This is a genomic window from Haloferax mediterranei ATCC 33500, from assembly GCF_000306765.2.
Classification (GTDB): Archaea; Halobacteriota; Halobacteria; order Halobacteriales; family Haloferacaceae; genus Haloferax; species Haloferax mediterranei.
This window is the reverse complement of the sequence record NC_017941.2, coordinates 2,494,600-2,514,925: the sequence shown is the minus strand read 5'-3', so window position 1 is coordinate 2,514,925 and position 20,326 is coordinate 2,494,600. Positions and strand designations below refer to the sequence as shown.

Here is a 20,326-nt window from a genome sequence, read left to right as displayed (position 1 = left end):
TGTATTCGGATGAATCTATTTAGTGTTAATGGCTTAACTAGTACAAACCTGAATACACATTTTCGTTGTATAATTCGGGTAGTAAAACAGAGGTATGTTCGTTAGATCTTGGTCAGCCTCGGAAGACATTCGCATCGCCGGGGACTTGTCCGGTGAGTGTCGCCCCGCTTTCGACGCGGGCATTGTTGCCGACAATCGTCCCCGGTTCGACAGTGACGTTGCCTTTCATTCGGACGTTGTCACCGATGAGGCCGCCGAATCTAACGTCGGTGTAGAGTTCGTCGTCGACGCGGACGTCGCTGTGGCCGCCTTCGATTGCGGTCAGTGGTCCGACTTCGGAGCCTGCGCCGATGATACAGTCGGAGATGACCGCTCCCGGCTTGATGACCGTATCTTCGAGAATGACGGCATTCGTGACGACGGCGTTTGCCCCGATGGTGACGTTATCGCCGATGACGACGTCGCGGAAGACCCGCGCGCCGGGTTGGATACGGGAGTGTTCGCCGACAACGACCGGCTCGCCGACCGTTGCATCCTCGCTGATACTCGCGGACGCAGCGACCATCGAGTTATTCTTGGCGAGGACGCCGCTATTGACCGACAGCAGGTCCCACAGTCGAGAGAGTTCGAGCCACAGTCCATCGTAGTGGACGGCGTGGAGTGGGTGGTCCTGAATGTACTCTCTGAGCGTGTCGGTCAGTCTGAGCTCGCCGTAGTGGTCGGTCCGCCGGATGGCCGCGAAAATTTCCGGGCCGAACGCGTACACGCCCGCATTGATGAGGTTCGATTGGACCTCGTGTTCCTCCGGTTTCTCTTTGATGTCGGTTACGTGGCCGGTTTGGACGCTGACAGAACCGTGCTGAGTCGGGTCTTCGACCTCGGTGATTGCGAGGCAGGCATCGTTGGTCGTCCGGTGGCGCTCGATCAGTCGCTCGATGAGTTCCGGTTCGACGATTCGGTCGCCGTTGATGACGATACAGTCCCCGCTGACTGCGTGTTCCGCCTCTAGTAGTGCGTCACCGGTGCCTCGGGGGTTCTCTTGGACGACGTACTGGATGTCGACTCCCCAGTCGTCACCGTTTTGGAAGTGGTTCTGGATTCGCTCGCGTTTGTGGCCGACCACGATGATGATCTCGTCAACACTGGCGGCTTTGATTGCTTCGACGATGTGCTCCAGCAATGGTTTGTCTCCAATTGGGAGCATCGCTTTGGGTCGTGCTTGGGTAAGTGGGCGAAGCCGGGTTCCCTCACCAGCAGCGAGAATGATTGCTTTCATTGTAATATTTTTTTGCGTGTGTCCATTTCATTTTTACGTCACAGATTTTTTCTAGGTGAGCTAAATTTAATTATGCCACTCTCATCCTCACTTACTCTCCTGTTTATTCATTAATAAATAGCCGTCAATTTTATGTTTTGGTTCGAGTATGGACATAGTGAGAAAGAAAATATCAAGTTCACAGAGTGTCGCAATCACGGCTACAATAACACTTGTAATAATTCCAGTGTGTCGTGCCTGTGGTTGAGTTACTACCGGCCTCTGTCTTGGTGGGGATATCAATGTCAGATACAAAACTAAATAGACAGTCAGAGAGGTACAAGGCCGTAGACACGAGAAACGTTTGTATTGTGGGGCTCGGATACGTGGGTCTCCCCCTAGCAGTGGGATTCGACCAAGCAGGCCATAACGTACGAGGTTATGACATATCGAAAGCAACAATAAGTCGGCTTGAAGAGGGAGAAGATCCCACCAAAGATCTCGGTGATGACACAATTCAAAACTCAGATATTAATTTTGGAACCGATCCAGAATTGATCACTGATGCCGAGTATGTAATCATCACCGTACCGACACCAGTTTCCGATGAGAAAGACCCAAACCTTGACTATGTTAAGAGTGCAGCCCGTACAGTAGGCGAGAACTTGAGCCCCGGTTCGACTGTAGTCCTTGAGTCAACTGTGTTCCCTGGTGCAACTCGGGAAGTCCTTGCACCAGTGATAGAGGAAGCATCGAACTACACACTTGGTGACGAATTCTCTGTTGGGTACTCTCCTGAGCGTCTTGTTCCTGGAGATGAGAAACATAGCTTAGAAAACGTCGTTAAGATTGTAAGTGGTTGTAACAAGGAAACCCTTGATGATCTAGTTGAATTATACAGCTCGGTTATTGACGCCGGTATTCATGAAGCACCATCACTAGAAGTTGCCGAGGCCGCGAAATGTATCGAAAACATTCAACGAGACATAAACATCGCCCTTGTCAATGAATTAGCCATTGCGTGCGATTATCTTGGGGTTGACTCGAATGCAGTACTCGAGGCAGCAGGAACAAAGTGGAATTTCCACGACTACCGCCCAGGTCTTGTTGGCGGTCATTGTATACCAGTTGACCCATTCTTCTTCATATACAAGGCTAAAAAACAGGGGTTCAATCCGAATTTAATCGAAACTGCGCGTGAGGTGAATGAATACATTCCAGAGCATGTTGCAAAGCAGACGATCAAGGGTCTGAATCTGTCAGGGAAGGTTCTGCAAGAAAGCAAGGTACTGATTCTGGGTCTTACTTACAAACCAAACGTCGAAGACATTCGGACATCAGCGATTGGCGGGACAATCAAAGGTCTTGAGGAGTTCGGTATCGAGGTTACCGGTCACGACCCACAAGCGGACAATGATGAAGTTCGTTGCGAGTTCGAGATTGCAGTCCAAAACGAGCTTGACTTCGACAATTTTGATGCGGTTATTCTCGGTGCCGCTCACGATGAGTATGAGAGCATAGATATAAAGACGATGTCAGAAGAACTCGGTGAAAACCCTGTTTTCATCGATACTGAAGACATATTCGAAGGGGATCTCAAAGAAACCAACATCAAATACTATCGACTCTAATGTATCGTGAACACTCAATCGGCGTTGTCGTCCCTGCTTACAATGAAGAGGGGTTTATCGGCGACGTCATTCGTGACATGCCCGAATATGTCGATCGGATTTTTGTGATCGACGATTGTTCCACTGATGGTACTTGGGACGAGATTTTAGCATCTGCGCGTGAAACCCGCGAAAGCCCAAACGGGGATAACTCCGCTGATGGAGTTATGACGGCGACAGATGGTGGTCTGTCGCTCACTAACCGGGCGAAGAGGCATGATACGATTGGTCGCGTAGTCCCAATTGAACACACTGAGAACCTCGGTGCAGGTGGTGCCATCAAAACAGGGTACCTCGCAGCACGAGAAGATGAGATCGATATAACAGCGACCGTGGATGGGGACGGTCAGATGGATCTCAGCTTATTACCGAAGCTACTCGATCCTATTGTAGAAGGTGACGCTGACTATGCAAAGGGGAATAGGCTTCTGTACAAGGATTATCGTATTGAGATGCCAAAATTCAGATTCTTTGGCAATTCTATCTTGACGTTCCTCACAAAGATATCCAGTGGTTACTGGAAAACAATGGATCCTCAAAACGGATACACTGCGATTTCCCTCTATGCACTTGAGAATGCAGGGATTGAGGACATGTATGAGTACTATGGCTACTGCAACGACCTCCTCGTAAAGATGAACGCGAAAGGAATCCGCGTTGCAGACGTTGCGATGCCTGCTGTCTATGGAGACGAGGAATCAAGTATCCAATATTCAACCTATATCCGTAAGGTCTCGTTGATGCTGTTGCGCAATTTCTTCTGGAGGTTGAAGGTCAAGTACCTAGTCCTTGACTTCCATCCTCTCGCTTTATTTTACGTGTTTGGTTCGATAATGTCCTTATTCGCGTTATTGGGTGCTGGGTGGGCAACCTACGCAAAGTTCACCTACGGAGACTCTCTGTTTGTCCCGGCAGTGTCGAGTCTGCTCCTGTTTAGTATCGGGAGCATGTTCCTCATGTTCGGTATGCTGTTCGATATGCAGGTCAACCGAGATCTCGAAACGCAGGTGTATGAATGAAGGTTCTCGTCACTATTCAGCATCCAGCACACGTGCATTTCTTTCGGAATGCAATTTCTGAACTATTAGATAGTGGCCACGAGGTGAAGGTGTGTTGTCGGAACAAAGATATAGCTGTCGAGTTGCTTGATGCATACGACATTGAGTACGAAATCCTCGCCGGCGACTCTTCAACATTTAGTGAACTTGTAAAAACACAAGCTGTCTACGAGAGTAAATTGTTGGCGCGTGCGATCAAGTTTAAGCCAGACGTGATGACTGCCATCTCAGAACCGGCAGTCACACATGTTTCTCGGCTGATTAATTCGAAGAGCGTAATATTCGTCGATACTGAGCACGCGACGCTCCAGAATAGATTGGCATTCCCCTTTGCTCACCGAATTTGTACTCCGGAATGCTACTATGATACTATTGGCTCGAAGCAAGTCTCTTATCCGGGGTATCACGAATTATCCTACTTACACCCAAACCGGTTTGAACCGGACCCACAGATTGTTCGTGAGGCTGGTGTTGATCCTCATGAGAAGTATGCCATCGTTCGGTCAGTCGCTTGGAAAGCTGCCCACGACGTTGGTCAAAAAGGGTTCAACAGTGTCGCTGATGTTGTGGGGAGTCTTGAGGAAACCGGTGCTTCGGTCGTTGTTAGTGCTGAGGGTGATCTTCCGGACGTACTCGAAGCCCGCTGCTTGGAAGTACCTCCCGAGAAGATGCATCACGTGATGGCGTTTGCAGACGTATTCATCGGCGAAAGTTCAACAATGGCGGCTGAGTCCGCTGTCTTGGGGACCCCGGCGATTTACGTGAACTCTTTGAGATTAGGCTATATTGACGAACTGGAATCCAAGTATGGCTTGGTGCATCATATGACTGGAGAAAATGCACAGCAGAATGCAATTTCTCGTGCAGTTCAAATATTGGAATCTGACCTTGGCATCGAGGAGCAGAGAGCAGAATTACTAGCTGAGAAGACTGATACAACATCGATAATTCTTGAACAGATTGGTAGTATGGATGAACAATGAGTGACAAATCAATCACGGATTTAGCTTCAATCACATTTGTCGGTGGTGCGCTTGGCCGACTCTTGCAGTACGGTGTATATATTGCAATTGCTAGGGGCTTAGGTGCAGAGGCATTGGGTGTCTTCTCAATTGGATACGTTATCCTCAATATTGCCAGTGTTGTAAGTCGTTTAGGATTAGACAATGCTGCGCGTAAGTTCATTCCCGTTTATCGAGAGTCTGGAGATCAAGAGAGACTAGTTGGTGTTGTTATCTCATCACTGGGCGGTGCGTTTGTAGTTGGGTCAATTATCTCTCTCCTCATATTTGTCTTCTTAGGGACTATTAGGTCTACATTTGGGGTCTCAATACCAGATGAGGCGACTTTCTTTTTATTTGGAGTCCCGCTTTTAGCAGTGTTGAGCGTTGGTATGGCTGCTTCGAGAGGTTTTTTCAACACGACTTATGCAGTCTATGCAAAAGACATCGTCCAATCAGGGTCGGCGATTATCTTAGTTGGGATTGCAGCATTTGTTCTCGAATCGATAGAATTTGTTGTTATTGGATACAGTCTGTCACTATTGTTCGGTGCTATTGTGATTTCGTACTATCTGTTAAAACTGAGTGGTTTGTCTTTCTCCATGAAGCCAAAGTTCGAACTGAAAAAAATCACTGTGTATTCTCTTCCCCTCATGTTATCTGCTGTTGCAAATTATCTCGTAACTTGGACAGATATTCTCATGTTAGGGGCACTACTCTCAAATAATGCAAAAATTGGCCAGTATCAGGCAGCTTTCCAGACGACAGCGATGCTTGGGTTTATACTATATTCAGTAAACTCCGTCTTCCCATCTATCGCGTCTGGATTATATCATAATGGTGATAGAAAACGCTTAACAAATATCTACAAATCAACCACGAAATGGACTGGCGGGTTCACAATACTTGGATCACTATATCTGGTCACTTATTCTAGCCAAGTGATGTCCATATTCGGAAACGAGTTTGATGGAGTCAAACCAATGATTGCCGTCTTGTGTGTTGGGTACATTGCTAATGCAGTCGCTGGACCTGCAGGGTATCTACTTTCAATGTCTCAATACGAGAGGGTTGAATCCGCTAATACAATAGTAACTGCTCTATCAAATATCGTTTTAAACTATATTTTGATTAGCCAGTATGGAATTATCGGTGCGGCAGTTGCTACTGGAACGTCTCTAGTTCTATTGAATACCCTTCGAGTTTCTCAGGCGAGCTATCTACTCGGAATCCGGCCCGGTTTCTCAAGCATAATTAAAATCGTCCCGGGGATCATGGTGTCAGGAATTATATTTGTTTCTATTAAATTCATCTACCCATCCAGCTTAATTGCTGCTCTTGGTGCAGGAGTTGTTGGGAGCCTAGCTTTCATCTCGGTAGTCTATCTGTTCCTATTCTCAGAACGAGATCAGCTATTATTTGAGAGTTTAAGCTAAACCTGTCACTAGTACAATACTAAACTATCCCATTGAAAGGGTCTGTACCGAAAACCATTTTGTCTAGTCAGACGGCCATTAAATATGGATTGGGAGAAATTTGCTATTACACTATCGACTGTATGTCTTTCCCTTACAGTTGTATATGCGAGTTTCAATCCGTCATCAAAGTACAGCCTAAGTATTTACGCCGAGAACCCGCTTTTTTGGTTGGGTGTTACTATTGCAGGTGGACTTAGTATCGTTACGATCGTTCTAGGCTCGCGTAGAAGATTATCAATTGGGGTCCTATACCTGGTTGGAGTAATTGTTTTATTTGCACCGACCCTCCTAGGGTTCTATTTCCATGCTGGAGGTGATGGACTCACTCAGTTAGGTTGGTTGAAAGCAATAAAAGATGGTGAGTTCTCCATCTTTGGACTTCGATATATGGGTCTACAATTGATTTCCTTGGTTATATCGAGTATATTGAACATTAGTTTACGTCGGGCACTTATGTTCTCGGTGGTTGTTTATGGAATCTTGTATATGGTTACTCTCCCTATTGTCGTTAGGCATTTCACTGGAACCCGAATTGGGTATGTTGGCGGTGCAATATTTGCAGTAATGTTTGGTGTTGTAGACGCTTTTTCCACTCGACTAACCCCTCACCCATTTAGTCTAGCAATGTTGTCCTTGCCGTTTGTTAGTCTCGCGTACTTTTATTCTGCGGATCGATCATCGGTAAACGGATGGAGAAGTTCCATTATCGGTTTGTGTGGCGCTGTCGTCATTTGTTTGGCCCATCCTCTTGCAGGAATTCTCATTGGTTGTGTACTGATAGTCTCCGTTCTAGTTGGCAGATTTCCAATTGGGATTCGCTCATCAGCAATTGGAGGTGTGATAATTGTACTGCTGGCGTTCTTTTATCGGATCATGAATCAATTTATGTATCAACGTGCAGCATCGGGGATTTTTGCAAAAATAAACTCCATTGATATTTATGGGTATTTTTCGTCTCAGTCATCAAGTGTGAATTCAACTGGGCAATCTGTGTCTTCGGTTATTCTGAACATTTATGGATTTGACATTTTACTGTGTATTATTGCCGGCCTCTATGGACTGTGGTCACTTAAAAAAGTACTTAGACAAGAGTCCGTAAATAGTCTGGAATTAGACGTACTCCGATTAGGGTTTGGACTATCTTTCGTGTTCGTAGCATTTGCTATATTTGTAGCCATTGATTATGGTGAATTCAGTTATCGTTTAATTTCTATATTTGTGTTTTTCTCGACAGTCGTGGTCTCTGGACTCGTATCTGTGCTAATTGACACAAGTCCCAAATACTCAATTTTAGATGTCAACGCCTCTTCGGTTGCAGTTACGTTGTTCTTGGTAATAGGACTGACAGTATCCGTATCCGGCGCTTATGCTTCCTCAGATATGCTTAGGCCAAATAAACATATACCCGAAACAAATATGGACGGGTATAGTTGGATCTTCCAATTCGAAGAGGAGTCGGTTGAGTATAACGAGATTCGAGCTGAGGCATTTCGATATCGATATGCAATTGAGGGTGTTGACAGAAGAGCATGGCTCAGAAAGTCAATGGCACCTGACCACTTCAATAACCACGACTTACCCTCCGCTTATGCCGAACCACACTATCTTGCTGTAACAGAAGGAGACACAGTACGTGAAACTAAATTGTATGGTGGCTTCAGGTTCAACTCCACCGACTTTAATTACCTCAACCGTGACCGAGATATTAATAAAGTATATTCAAGTAGCACATTTAGACTATATTATGTGGGCTCTGGGAAATAGTTGTATTAACGATTCTCTCAACAGTAGATCTATGGAATCTCTTTGAATATCTGATCCCAGCCAGAGACCATCCGTTCAACTGAGAATTGCTTCACAAATTGATGACCCGACTTTCCAAGTGACTCTTTCATATCCAGCGCCTTCCTAACTGATGATTTTAGGTCTGAAAATTCCTCACACACGATTTGATCTCCGCCGTTCAGTAACTCACTCATTCCTCCTCGACCAGTACCAACGACGGGGGTCCCAGCTAGCAGAGCCTCGTGAACAAATAACCCCCAACCTTCATCAAACTGAGACATAGATACGACAACATCTGCTGCAGCAAGAATCCTGAGATAGCCTTCGTAGTCTGGATTTAAATGTTCAACCGGCAAATGGTAGTCCTTTCGACCTGTCGTAATGAATTTTGCATCCATCCCTTTGAGTTCGTGGTAGGCTTTTTTTGTACCCTTTAGTTTAGCTGGTATCCCAAGATGAATGATCGGCTTATCATCTGGCGAAAGCTCTTTCTTTAACTTGTCTACTTTCTCCTGGTCAAAGTCAAAATTTTCTATTGGAAGTCCATTATGTACCTTGGAAACATTCGTTATTCCGTGATTATTTAAGAACTGTTTCCAGTAATCTGAAACAACAACTACGCGACTAGCATGTGCTGCTCTCTTTAAGAACAACTCATTTTTGATTCGACGTCCCACTTCCGACGGTTGATACCATGCATTTGATGGGTGTGGATAATGTATGTGATGGCACGCAACTATGTCATCTGTTCTAATTCCTGGCCTTTTAAATGAGAAAGTGAATGGATTTTCAACCCATAGGTCAACTGAATCATTGTTATGTGTTGCAAATTGAGCTGCAGATAATCCATGGCCTATTAGTGATGAACCGTGTTCAAATGTTTTTGTTGTTATCGAATAGTTCTCGGAAAGCTCAGACTGAACTTTTTTTGTCACCCAGTTCCCCCCAGTTTGAGAACTATGTGGGGTTAACCATGTTATTGTCTTGTTATTTTTTGTCATTTTCATGTCCTATTGTATCTTATTCGAATTGCTCTTACCATCTTGTAATACCCTGTCCGCTATCGATAACCGAGGTTAGCAAGGTGGTCTAGAATCTCATCTTTTGTCCCCATCTTATCAGATTCGAAATTGTAGTTTACATCTACGTCTTTCATACGCTCTGCTGACGTTTCCACCCACGGAACTCTACGTAATTCTGGAATTGGTATTCCTAATGGATGTCGATGGATATTGTACTCTCCGAAGGCTTCGCCGTGATCAGCTGTAATCACGACCTTATCGGCATCAATTGATTCTAATAAGTCTTCCACACCATCTAAGCCCGCTCGCAATTCCTGAATATAGTCCCCCCACGCTTTTTCTCGGCTACATTCGCCACGTGCAAGATGACGGAGAGGCTTTTTCTCATATTCGGTGAGTTCACGTCCTTCACTCAGCGCTTCGTGAGCGTAAGGGTCATGAGGCTGTTGGTAATGAATAACCAGCCGTTCAGGATCAATTTGCTGTTTTGCAGCTATCGCTCTTTCATTAATATATTTTGTAGGAACATATCGGTAGAAATCCAGCTCTGGTGCATCGTCTTTGATATAGTGTAGTAGTTTGAAGTCTTCTGGATGAACCGTGTCCCACTTAGATATATCAAACCAACCTTTTTCAGAAGGCATCTCTCTATGGTTTAACACCCATTCTGTGAAGCCGTTAGTAGATACGTATGCCGTGTCAGCAATCTCATCGGCATAGTCCTCTGAAAATGTCTGTGCAATCCACTCTGCAGAGCCACTTCCAAGAGACCAAATACTGTCGATCTTATCAGGAAGGAAGTCGTACTCTTCTTTCACTTGATCAAGTGCATCTACTCGACATGCATCTAATACTATTAGGACATCCCAGTCCCGGGAAAATATGTTAGTACCAATAGGCCGCCGCGATGTGACTCCGAACCAACAGGAAAGATAGCTATAGTACGGGAGTCTTAGCGCACTAGTCATTTTTTCGTGAATTGACTCAGGTATTTTCACAGGTCCGTTTTCAGTCACTTAGAACATAAATCGAACGGCTTCAAATAATATAATATTGATATTATTTGGGGCGCCAACCAACCACACGTTCCCTGTTCCCATCCCTCACAATTATTTACCCAAATATCGTCTCTCAGGTCGAAATGATGACACACAATCTCGGCGACTACGACGCGACGCGAGCCGACTTCTCGTGGGACGACATCTACACTGAAGCCTCGTGGAACGCCCCGGAGGAACTCAATATCGCTCACGAAACCGTCGACCGACATGCGGCAAACGGCGACCGAGTCGCTCTCTATCAGGTCGACACGGACGGCGAACTCACGACGCTGACCTTTTGGGAACTCGCAAACCGTTCGAGCCAGTTCGCGAACGTCCTCGACGACCTCGGCGTCGAGGCGGGCGACCGCGTGGTCTCGTACATGCCGCGCATTCCGGAACACTACGTCGCCCTCGTGGGGACGCTCAAACACGGCGCAGTGTGGGGCAGCGTCAACGAGCGGTTCGGTCCCGACGGCATCTCCTACCGACTCGACGACTGTAACGCCTCGGTCGTCGTCACGACGACGGACAACCGCGAGACCATCGCCGACGCACTCACCGACGCGCCGAGCGTCGAACACGTCATCACAGTCGACCGCGGTGACGGCGCACCGACCGACGATGTGGTCTTCAACACGGCGCTCGACGACGCCAGCACGGACTACGAACCCGCACGGACCGGCGGCGAGGACAACGCGCTTCTGTACTACACCTCCGGGACGACCGGGCTCGCAAAGGGCGTCCTGCACAAACACCGCTGGATTGCGGGCGTCGCGGCAACCCAGCGTTACGCCGTCGACCTCCAACCCGGCGACGTGTACTGGAGCACCGGTGACCTCGGCTGGCTGACGGGGGCAATCAACACCCTCGGTGCGTGGTTCTGGGGGTCGGCACTCTTCACCTACGAAGGCGAGTTCGACCCCGAAATGTGGGCGGACCTGCTCGACACCTATCCTATCACGGTCCTTTTCTCCGTCCCGACGGCCTACCGCATGCTCCGCGAACACGAAGACGTGCTCGCGGACACCGACTCCGACCTCCGTCACGCCCTCTCCATCGGCGAACCCCTCAGTGCGGGCGTCGTCGAATGGGCCGAAGACACCCTCGGCGTGACCGTTCTCGACACCTACGGCCAGACCGAGACGGGGAACATGATTATCAACAACTACCCGACGATGCCCGTGCGACCGGGGTCGATGGGCAAGCCCCTCCCCGGCATCGAGGCAGCCATCGTCGACCCCGAGTCCGGCGAGGTTCTGCCGCCGGGTGAGACGGGCGAAATCGCCGAACGCGGTGACTACCCCTGTTTCTTCGCGGAGTACTGGAACAAGCCCGAGAAGACGCGTGCCTGCTTCATCGACGGCCCTGACGGGGAGTGGTATCTGTCGGGCGACCTCGCGCACATGGACGAAGACGGCTACTTCTGGTTCGAAGGCCGCGCCGACGACGTGATTCTCTCGTCGGGCTACCGCATCGGCCCGTTCGAAGTCGAGAGTTCGCTTGGCGAGCACCCGGCGGTCGCAGAGGCCGCGGTCGTCCCCAAGCCCCATCGCGAACGCGGGAACATCGTCAAGGCGTTTATCGTCCCGAGTGCGGATGCGACGCCGTCGGACTCGCTCGCCGAGGAGATCAAAGCGCACGTCAAATCCGAACTCTCCGCGCACGAGTACCCCCGCGAAATCGAGTTCGTCGACGAACTTCCGAAGACTGTGACGGGGAAGATTCGGCGGACGGAACTGCGGGAAACCGCGGCTGAAGAGAACTGAGCCACCCCACAGAAACGGGGGTTCCACGCCAGCTGTCACGAGGCGCTGCGATTGAAGATATAACGGACATATTCATGTTACACTAGTAGGCCACTGCAACTCCGAAAACGGAATGTGATTCAGACCGGGTATCTCGTTTAAACTCGCCTTACCACTCCTGAGTTGGCGTTCGTCTATCGAGCAGTCGAGAACTTTGTTGAACTCGACATTGAATTCGATAGTATTGAACAAAAACCACAATACTATGGTGGACATCTGACCGATTCCCGACCCACAAATCGTGGAACAGCTGATTCTCTGTTCACGTTTAAAATCGATTCCAATCATATTTTTGTCAGTGTCTAACATTTGTCTGTTTATCCAGAGTAAAACCCCTATACCCTCAACAACTGATATGGGTAGGATGATATATTGCTTGTAGATAATCGTGTGTCCCGGTACGGTTGTGAAGGAACGCACTCGACGGTTCAGTCACGTGTCGCTTAAAACTACGATAGGACAGTGTAATCCCTCCGACCGATATTGTAGTTTGTAGACAAGACAATCGCCGTTATTTTGGCGGTGGTCTCGTCAACACCGTAACCGACTGAACGCTCTCCTTGAGTTAGATTCGGGTCAGAAGAGGACGGTCCAGAAGAGGACTAGACAGTGCCCAGTCTTCTGACTACCAGTCATCGCTTGCGGCACGGACCCGCTCGGCGAAGTTGTTGACGCGGTCCCAGAGGCGTTCCCGGCGGTAATAGGTCTCGACGGTGGTCCAGCCGAGCAGGACGAGCATCGCGAGAATGGTCCGCGCGAAGTCCCAACCGGTCATCCAGACGGGCGTCAGCCACGGCGTTACGTGCGCCCAGCGGAGGGCGAACTTCTCGACAGGGCCGGAAAGCGGTGTTCCGGCAGTAGTCTCGGTGAGCCAGCCGTGGAACGTCTGACGGTCGCCGGTCCCCGGCGTCACCCCCACTGAATTCGACAGAGTGGCGTGTTTGGGTGCGTCGATAGAGACCATCGGAGGGCCGTTCGACCCGTCGCCGGTGCCGATTCGCTCGGCGTCGTAGGGACCCCAGGTAGCGTAATACTCCCAGACGATGCGGCCCTCGGGGGTGACCTCGATGACGCGGTGGTTGAGCGTGTCCGTCACGAGTGTGTTACCGTTTGGGAGTCGGTCGGCGTCCCGCGGCCAGTTGAGTCCGCCCGCGAGTGTCCACGTGCGTTCCCACTCGCAGTCTTCGGGGTCGGCCTCGACGACGCCGACTTTCCCATCCTCGCAGTGCCGGGTGTACTCCACGACGCGGTCGTTTTCGCTGTCGGCGACGAGGACTGACACCGAACCGTTCGGCCCTCGGATAAGGTCGGGATTGTGTTGTCTGTGGAGAATCTCACGGGTGTCGTCCTCGCCAAGCCGGAGTTCTATCTCTCCCGTAGAGCGGTTGACGACGATGACCTGGTCGAAGTTGCGCGGCGATGCCAAGTAGAGCCCGTCACCAACCTTGTCGACATCGTTGACGTGGGTCCAGTCGCCAGCAAAGCCGCCGTCCGTCGAGTTGGGGTAGTGCTCGTGAAACAGCCACTCCCAGACTACTTCGTCCTCGTGACGGTCGTAGACGAGCAGCCGGTCGTTGCTGACGCTCGTCGTCTCGTTGTACTGACGCATGTTTGCGATGAGCAGTTTGCCGTCGCCGAGGGAGTCGACATCGTGCGTGTCGTGATACGGCAGCTGCTCGGACCAGACGACCTTGCCCGTCAGGCGGTCGAATCGGACGACGACGGTCCCCTGCGGAATCGTTGCGCTGACCAGAATGTCGTTATCGCCCACTGGGTCGACATCGTAGAACCACTGCGCGCCGACGCGAGAGCCGTCGAACGACCGGTGCAGACTAGCCTTCGGCCCCACGGAGATGAGCCGCGCTGGCTTCTTCGTGGCACCTTGACCACGGAAGTGGAATCCTTGGATGCCAACGACCGTCGGGCCATCAGCGGGCGACTCGACCGTGCCAGTTCGGGAGTCCGTCGGCGTGTGGGTCAGCGCGGATATTCCCACTGAGACCAACAGCGAGGATACCACCAGCGCCGCGAGCGCCCGCGCCAAGTGACGTCGAGGCATGGGTGTAGGTGCCATGGAGATAATATGAACATATTAGATATTCTCGCTTATACATTCACCTGCCGACGACCAGTTACTCACTTGATTCCTCTTCCAACTGCGAGCAACACGTCACCTGTCGCCTGCACACCACCAGAATATACATCAACTCACATGTCGATTCAAAGTGTTTGTATTCGGATAAAACATATGAACTCTCTGAGTGTTGGCTCGAACTTCCGGTCTACGACCGACTATAGAAAATCCAGTACTCTTACATGTGTATGGTGGAACGCCATCTTCAAGCGCGCGGAGGGTGCACCGAAGCGTATGGATAGGTGGTCTCTCTCGTGCGAGAAACCCTGCGCCGATAGGCGCGTCTGTTTCGATGGCGGGTGGGTTCCGCCCTCGGACCACGACATGGTCGATCAGATGTATTTCCAGGAAGCGGTCGAAAGCTCCGGGCACGTCGTGATGTTCACCGACTTGGATGGAACAATCCAGTACGTCAACTCGACGTTCGAGGAGACGACTGGCTACGATGCATCGGAGGCCATCGGGAGCAATCCCAGTATGCTCCGCTCGGGGGTTCACGACGACGAACTCTATGCCGATATGTGGGAGACCATCTCGTCGGGGAATGTCTGGGAGGGTGAACTGGTCAACAAACGCAAGAACGGCGAGACCTACGTCATCGAGCAGACTATCGCCCCGATTACACAGGATGGTGAGCGACACGGCTACGTCGCCATCAATATCGAGATCACCGAGAAGTGGGAACGCGAGCGAAGCATCGAAGCACTGCACACCGCGACGCGAGACCTCCTCCAGGCGGAGAGCTTCGATGGTGTCGCGACCGGTGTTGGAGAGGCGATTACGGCCATTCTCGGGTTTCCCATCAACGTAGTTCGGCTTCGCGACGACAACCAGTTAGTCCCGGTGCACGTCGACGACCAGACCAGAGACCTCCTCGGTGACCGCCCCGTCTACGACATCGACGATAGTCTGGTCGGCGAGGCCTTCCGAGCGGGCGAGCCACGCGTCTACGACGATATTCAGGCACTTTCGGACACCGACACCGACACCGAGACCCGCGGTTCGATCCGGTCGTGGCTCTACGTCCCACTCGGTGACTACGGCATCATCAGCGTTGGCCAGACCGCCCCGAATGCATTCACGGAGACCGACACGCAACTCGTCGAGATTCTCGGCATGAACGCCGAATCGGCGTTGCGAATGCTCGAACACGAACAGGAGTTAGCCCACGAAAACGAGCGACTCGAACGCTTCGCACAGACCGTCTCGCACGACTTGCGAAACCCGCTGAACGTCGCCGAAGGCACACTCGGACAGATGCGCGACTTCACCGAGCAACTCGACCGAATGACGCGCGCGCACAAACGCATGGAAGAAGTCATCGAAGGTGTCCTAATGCTCGCACGGCAAGGCGAACGTGTCGTCGACCCGGCCCCTGTTGATATGGAGGCACTCGCTACGGAATCGTGGGACTACGTCGAGACGGAGGCTGCAACGCTCTCGGTCGAGACGGCCGACACTGACGACCTCGTCGTCGAGGCGGATGCTATGCGGAGTCGACACCTCTTCGAGAATCTCTTTCGGAACGCAATCACACACGGCGGCGCGACGGCAGTTACCGTCGGCCCACTCGACAGTGGTGGCTTTTTCGTCGCCGACAACGGGTGTGGGATTCCCACCGAACAGTTCGAGCAGGTGTTCCGTCCGGGATACTCGACTGCATCGCAGGGGACCGGCCTCGGGCTCTCGATTGTCAAAGAAATTGCCGACGCTCACGGGTGGACTGCGTCAGTGACCGAAAGTTCGGCTGGTGGTGCGCAGTTCGAATTCCAACCAAAGCGGTCATATGGTCGAGAAGCAGGGGCGGGACAGTAGGATACCTCTTCGCTTCGGGCGTAGTAAACGTTGTCTCCCAAACAGGTAGAATCCTCCCGAACAGTCAGCGGGAGGGTGACTGGATTGGCGACTCTACGCCGCCAGCGTGGCTAGCGAGTTCTTCTTTGTAGTGTCGGTAGATGACGACGACGACCAAGAGCCAGAGGAGTACCAACAGGAGGGGGAGGATGCTGCTGGATTGGTCGGTGGGCGATGTAAGGTTGTCACCACCGGATGGGCCGCTGGGTTGACCCATCTCAGCGACAGCGGCATCCGTCGTTTCCGTCTCAGTGCTCACCGAATCGTCCGCAGACTGCCCATCACCGTCGTCACCTTCGGTGTCGCCTCCGACGACAGCCCCATCGGTGACATTCGTCTCCGTCTCAGAACTCCCCGCCTCGGAGGTCGCGTCGGTAGTCGTCGTCGACGAACTCGAATCTCCACTATCCAGACTTGATGACCCACTACTGGACGAGATCTCGTTGCTGGTGGTTGTCTCGTCTTCCGTAGATTGGGTCGTGTCGTCGCTGGATGTCGAAGTAGTGGTTTCGTTCTCTACCTCGCCGGTTTCGTTGGAGTCGCTGGTGTCGTCGGTAGTGTTTTCGGTACTATCACCATCGCTGGTACCGTCGTCACCAGTACTATCGCCGTCTCCAGACGTGGTATCTCCACTGCTGTCTTCATCAGTAGAGTTGTCAGCGTCACCAGTGCTGTCTCCATCGTCGGGGGTGCCGGCGTCGTCACCATCGCTTCCATCATCCGCATCGTCACCATCGCTTCCATCATCCGCATCGTCGCCATCGTCACCATCACCCGCACCGTCGCCATCGTCACCATCACCCGCATCGTCGCCATTATCTGTATCCCCGTCGTCGCAGTCCACCGGGTGAGATGGCTGTGAGTCGGGTGCTGTAGGCCGGTCGCTTCCGCCGAGAAGGCTAGCGACGTACTGGGAGACCTGTTCACCGATGCTGGTCGGTGCGTCGTCGTCGTCGTCTTCGGTGGGCTGGTCACATTGGTGCGCGGGTGGCGTGGCCGGAACACCGGAAGGAGATGCATTGGAAGCTGACCCACAGTTTGAGTGGTTATTCGCCCGCTCGTCAGCGCCGACAAGACCACCGACGAACTCGGAGACGTGCTGTCCAATCGTCTTCGAGTCGTTGGACGCAAGTTGGCAGTCGTTCGGATCAGCATGTGGCATGGACGGTGTGGAACTTCCAGCGGCAGACCGATTGTCCGCTCTCGGGTCGGTGGAGTCGTTCTCTGCTGCCGGAACGACAGCGACTTCGGAGTGATTCGATGACTGCTGAGGGGCCGGAGTCGCTTCGAGCGTCGTGTTCGCGCCGGACTCGGTCCTCTCGCTGGCGGCTTCGGTAGTGTTTGATTCGGACGCGGACCTGTCGCTAGCGCGTGAACTGCCATTCGTCGCCGTATCGGAGTTCGAAGCGGCTCGCTCGGACTTGTTGGTCTGGTTACTGTCGTTCGATGCATCATCCGCGGCACCGGACGCACCTGCACTATCTGCCGTATCCGTTCCATCGGCGGTCTCGACAGGCGGGGTACCTGGGGGCTGGCTCGCGACGGTTGGAACCAGTGTTGCCGCCAGGAGCAACCCGGCGATGAAGAGTACCAAAACTATTCTGAGGGACACCATAGGATTTCATCTATGAATTTGTTTTATTCTGATAATGTAACTAGTATATTAACTACCGTTAACAGGCCATTACCAGCCAGTAAAGCGGGGTAACTCGGGAATATCGGGGGTAGCTATCTCGGGGTTTATGAGGCTAATACTGAGGCTGATAGGAGAAGACGCCACATTTCGTGGTTCTCAACACAGGGTTGGAGCGTCCCCCACTTCGGTAGTTCTGTCTCTGCCTCGAAATCCACTAAGAACACCGTAATTTGAGGGGTGAACCAATATACCTACCATGCTTGCACCAGAACATATCCACGCGCAGGACTTGCTGTCTGGTCCTGCGGCACGTAATGTGCGGCGTTCATAGATAGCGCAGGCCGCTGTCCGTGTGTGTAGCAGTTTCCGCTCCACGGAACTGCCGAGGAGCAGTGGCTTGCATCTCCCTCCCCCTCTCCTCGTGAGCACACACTTACGATGGTCCATACTGTCGCCTGACGCGAGTGATACTGCTTCCATACGTTCCAACGAACGCCGTACTGTTAGAAACCCGAAATTTCAAGACAACTGAATACAACCATGAACGAGAAAACATGTCGCTCATTCGCCGAGTCTGGTGGAACCTGCCTCCATCTGCTCGGATTGCCCTCTTTGCGATTACTACATTCGGGGCACTGTCATTCATCGCTCTCGGCTCGGTTGCCTACCAGTTTCAACTTTTGACGCCCGAAGAATGGTCACTGTTGGCCGTTCCACTGCTTGTTAGTGGGATGTACATCTGCGGACTCACAATCTACATTAAGTGGGCCATCCCCAGCAGTGGGACTTCTGACTGACGAATAATTCAGCACGCACTGCACCAGTTGGTTCGCAACCGAATTCGATGGCTACCGTATTGCGAATCAACGAGTAACGAGTAATCCCTCGCCGATGGCGAGGGACAAAATCGAGGTTGGAAACGAGGTTGCGCGTCGAGAACGGTGTTCTCGACTGAAGGTGAAGTTAGCTCACCTTCCCGCGGAGGTACGCGGAGACGCCCTCGCTGATGAGCACGATGCCGAGGATGGCGAGCAGAATCGTGAGTACGGCATCCCACTTGAAGTAGTTAATATTCGTCTGCAGGGGGACGCCGATGCCGCCCGCGCCGACGAATCCGATGATGGTCGACGCGCGCACGTTGATGTCCCAGCGGAAGGTCGCGACGCTGATGAACGCTGGCTTGATCTGCGGGACAATCCCGTAGATGAACGTCTGAAGCGTCGACGCACCGGTGGCTCTGACGGCCTCGACTTCGCCGGGGTCGATCTCCTCGATAGCTTCACCGAGAAGTTTCGCGGTGAATCCGACCGAGCGGACCGCAATCGCCAGTACGCCGGCGAGTGCGCCCGGGCCGAACACCACGACGAAGATGAGCGCCCAGATGATGACGTTCACGGAGCGCGTGAACGAGACGATGAACTTCCCGAGGAGGTACGTCGCGCGGCTGGGTGTCGTGTTGCTGGCGCTGAGGAACGCGACCGGAAGCGCCATCACGATGGCGAGCGCCGTGCCGAGAATCGAGATGTTGATGGTCTCGAGCAGCGGCCTGGCGATCTCGCTCGTGTACATCACGTTCGGCGGGTACATCCGCGTGAAGAGGTCCATCACTTCGCGCGGCGCGGACGCGACGTAGCCGTAGTTGATGTCCATTGCCCGCCACGAGGCGGCGAGGACGACCAACACGCCCAGCGTGACGAGATACCGAAGCAGGCGTTCGCGCGGTTCGAACCGCTCCCACTCTGCCGTGCCGTTCGAAGATTTACTCGCCATTTACTGAACCCTCCGTCGGGCGTACGCACTCGCGGCCTCGCCAATCATGACGATGCCGACGATGACGAGGATAATCATCGAACTGTACTGGTAGTCGTACTTCTGGAACGAGTTCAACAGGGTGATACCGATACCACCCGCGCCGACGATACCGACGACGGTACTGTGTCGAAGGTTGATGTCGAGGCGGTAGATGGACAGCCCGATGATTCGCGGGATAATCTGCGGCAGGACGCTGTAGAGGTACACCTGTAGGCGACTACCACCGACGGCCTCGATAGCCTGCATCTGTCCCGTGTCGATATCCTCGATCTCCTCCGAGAGGAGCTTTGCGAAGAACCCGACCGTCTTGAATGCAAGCGCGAGCACGCCCGCGAGCGGGCCGAAACCCACCGCTTTCACCATGACGATAGCGACGATGAGTTCGTGGAACGACCGCGTGACGGCGATGATACTCCGTCCGACGAGGTAGATGGGACGCGGAGCGAGGTTGTTGGCCGCCATGAACGCCACGGGTGCACTGACGATGATGCCGAGCGTCGTGGCGACGATGGACATGAGGATACTCTCGAAGATACCCTGCACCATCAGGTCGAACTGCACCGGCGTCAGCGCCGGTGGGAGCATGTTCGAGACGAGTGCTATCCCCTCTCCGACACCTCGAAGGAGGCGGTCCGGCGGGACGCGAATGCTCCAGATGCTGTAGAGGACGAACGCAGCGATGACGGCGTACACGAGGTACTTGGTCGTCCGATTGTAGAAGGCGGTTGGGCGCTCCCATTTGCCATCGACCGAGCCGGACTTGGTCGCCATCG

Annotated in this window: 14 protein-coding genes; 7 read left to right on the top strand and 7 right to left on the bottom strand. The window is 52.2% G+C overall.

Annotated elements, in window-relative coordinates; genetic code table 11:
• Window positions 1–112: 112 nt before the first annotated feature.
• The gene (locus tag HFX_RS12785) at window positions 113–1,276 is read right to left on the bottom strand and encodes a sugar phosphate nucleotidyltransferase (RefSeq protein WP_004059553.1); all 1,164 of its coding nucleotides are present in this window, start codon (window positions 1,274–1,276) and stop codon (window positions 113–115) included.
• 281 nt (window positions 1,277–1,557) lie between these two features.
• Here HFX_RS12785 and HFX_RS12780 point away from each other — a divergent pair, with 281 nt between their 5' ends.
• The 5 genes from HFX_RS12780 (at window position 1,558) to HFX_RS19190 (ending at window position 8,226) form a co-directional block, all read left to right on the top strand.
• Window positions 1,558–2,886 carry a nucleotide sugar dehydrogenase gene (locus HFX_RS12780; protein ID WP_049917482.1) on the top strand — a complete coding sequence of 443 codons (1,329 nt, stop codon included), beginning with the start codon at window positions 1,558–1,560 and terminating at the stop codon, window positions 2,884–2,886.
• Entirely contained in the window at window positions 2,886–3,944 is a 1,059-nt protein-coding gene (locus HFX_RS12775; RefSeq protein WP_004059555.1) for a glycosyltransferase family 2 protein, read from the top strand. The genes HFX_RS12780 and HFX_RS12775 overlap by 1 nt, the downstream gene beginning before the upstream one ends.
• Window positions 3,941–4,966, top strand: a complete 1,026-nt coding sequence (locus tag HFX_RS12770) for a DUF354 domain-containing protein (RefSeq protein ID WP_004059556.1) — start codon at window positions 3,941–3,943, stop codon at window positions 4,964–4,966. The genes HFX_RS12775 and HFX_RS12770 overlap by 4 nt, the downstream gene beginning before the upstream one ends.
• Window positions 4,963–6,420, top strand: coding sequence for a flippase (locus tag HFX_RS12765; protein ID WP_004059557.1), 1,458 nt, complete (start codon window positions 4,963–4,965; stop codon window positions 6,418–6,420). The genes HFX_RS12770 and HFX_RS12765 overlap by 4 nt, the downstream gene beginning before the upstream one ends.
• Before the next feature lie 84 nt (window positions 6,421–6,504).
• Window positions 6,505–8,226, top strand: coding sequence for a hypothetical protein (locus HFX_RS19190; RefSeq protein WP_004059558.1), 1,722 nt, complete (start codon window positions 6,505–6,507; stop codon window positions 8,224–8,226).
• Between the two features lie 29 nt (window positions 8,227–8,255).
• On the opposite strand, the gene HFX_RS19185 is transcribed toward HFX_RS19190, so the two are convergent.
• Together HFX_RS19185 and HFX_RS19735 are read right to left on the bottom strand one after the other, a co-directional pair.
• Entirely contained in the window at window positions 8,256–9,248 is a 993-nt protein-coding gene (locus tag HFX_RS19185; RefSeq protein ID WP_160163658.1) for a glycosyltransferase family 4 protein, read from the bottom strand.
• Between the two features lie 59 nt (window positions 9,249–9,307).
• The gene (locus HFX_RS19735) at window positions 9,308–10,087 is read right to left on the bottom strand and encodes an alkaline phosphatase family protein (protein WP_137685646.1); all 780 of its coding nucleotides are present in this window, start codon (window positions 10,085–10,087) and stop codon (window positions 9,308–9,310) included.
• A gap of 323 nt (window positions 10,088–10,410) precedes the next feature.
• Between HFX_RS19735 and HFX_RS12750 the strand changes: the two genes are divergently transcribed.
• Window positions 10,411–12,078, top strand: a complete 1,668-nt coding sequence (locus tag HFX_RS12750) for an acyl-CoA synthetase (protein WP_179955342.1) — start codon at window positions 10,411–10,413, stop codon at window positions 12,076–12,078.
• A gap of 664 nt (window positions 12,079–12,742) precedes the next feature.
• On the opposite strand, the gene HFX_RS12740 is transcribed toward HFX_RS12750, so the two are convergent.
• Window positions 12,743–14,176, bottom strand: coding sequence for an aryl-sulfate sulfotransferase (locus HFX_RS12740; protein WP_231512869.1), 1,434 nt, complete (start codon window positions 14,174–14,176; stop codon window positions 12,743–12,745).
• A 309-nt stretch (window positions 14,177–14,485) separates the two neighbouring features.
• Between HFX_RS12740 and HFX_RS12735 the strand changes: the two genes are divergently transcribed.
• Window positions 14,486–16,066, top strand: a complete 1,581-nt coding sequence (locus HFX_RS12735; RefSeq protein WP_137685645.1) for a sensor histidine kinase — start codon at window positions 14,486–14,488, stop codon at window positions 16,064–16,066.
• Between the two features lie 64 nt (window positions 16,067–16,130).
• Here the strand turns inward: HFX_RS12735 and HFX_RS12730 are convergent, their stop codons facing one another.
• From HFX_RS12730 to phnE (HFX_RS12715), 3 genes are all read right to left on the bottom strand, one after another.
• Window positions 16,131–17,699, bottom strand: coding sequence for a hypothetical protein (locus HFX_RS12730; protein WP_004059565.1), 1,569 nt, complete (start codon window positions 17,697–17,699; stop codon window positions 16,131–16,133).
• Window positions 17,700–18,704: 1,005 nt separating this feature from the next.
• Entirely contained in the window at window positions 18,705–19,511 is an 807-nt protein-coding gene (gene phnE / locus HFX_RS12720; protein WP_004059567.1) for a phosphonate ABC transporter, permease protein PhnE, read from the bottom strand.
• Window positions 19,512–20,324, bottom strand: a complete 813-nt coding sequence (gene phnE, locus HFX_RS12715) for a phosphonate ABC transporter, permease protein PhnE (protein ID WP_004059568.1) — start codon at window positions 20,322–20,324, stop codon at window positions 19,512–19,514.
• Between the last annotated feature and the right edge of the window lie 2 nt (window positions 20,325–20,326).

Excerpts from the sequence above, each read along its gene's own strand:
- HFX_RS12785 (WP_004059553.1), bottom strand. The coding sequence starts at position 1,276 with ATGAAAGCAATCATTCTCGCTGCTGGTGAGGGAACCCGGCTTCGCCCA.
- HFX_RS12780 (WP_049917482.1), top strand. The coding sequence starts at position 1,558 with ATGTCAGATACAAAACTAAATAGACAGTCAGAGAGGTACAAGGCCGTA.
- HFX_RS12775 (WP_004059555.1), top strand. The coding sequence starts at position 2,886 with ATGTATCGTGAACACTCAATCGGCGTTGTCGTCCCTGCTTACAATGAA.
- HFX_RS12770 (WP_004059556.1), top strand. The coding sequence starts at position 3,941 with ATGAAGGTTCTCGTCACTATTCAGCATCCAGCACACGTGCATTTCTTT.
- HFX_RS12765 (WP_004059557.1), top strand. The coding sequence starts at position 4,963 with ATGAGTGACAAATCAATCACGGATTTAGCTTCAATCACATTTGTCGGT.
- HFX_RS19190 (WP_004059558.1), top strand. The coding sequence starts at position 6,505 with ATGGATTGGGAGAAATTTGCTATTACACTATCGACTGTATGTCTTTCC.
- HFX_RS19185 (WP_160163658.1), bottom strand. The coding sequence starts at position 9,248 with ATGACAAAAAATAACAAGACAATAACATGGTTAACCCCACATAGTTCT.
- HFX_RS12750 (WP_179955342.1), top strand. The coding sequence starts at position 10,411 with ATGATGACACACAATCTCGGCGACTACGACGCGACGCGAGCCGACTTC.
- HFX_RS12740 (WP_231512869.1), bottom strand. The coding sequence starts at position 14,176 with ATGCCTCGACGTCACTTGGCGCGGGCGCTCGCGGCGCTGGTGGTATCC.
- HFX_RS12735 (WP_137685645.1), top strand. The coding sequence starts at position 14,486 with ATGGATAGGTGGTCTCTCTCGTGCGAGAAACCCTGCGCCGATAGGCGC.
- phnE (WP_004059567.1), bottom strand. The coding sequence starts at position 19,511 with ATGGCGAGTAAATCTTCGAACGGCACGGCAGAGTGGGAGCGGTTCGAA.
- phnE (WP_004059568.1), bottom strand. The coding sequence starts at position 20,324 with ATGGCGACCAAGTCCGGCTCGGTCGATGGCAAATGGGAGCGCCCAACC.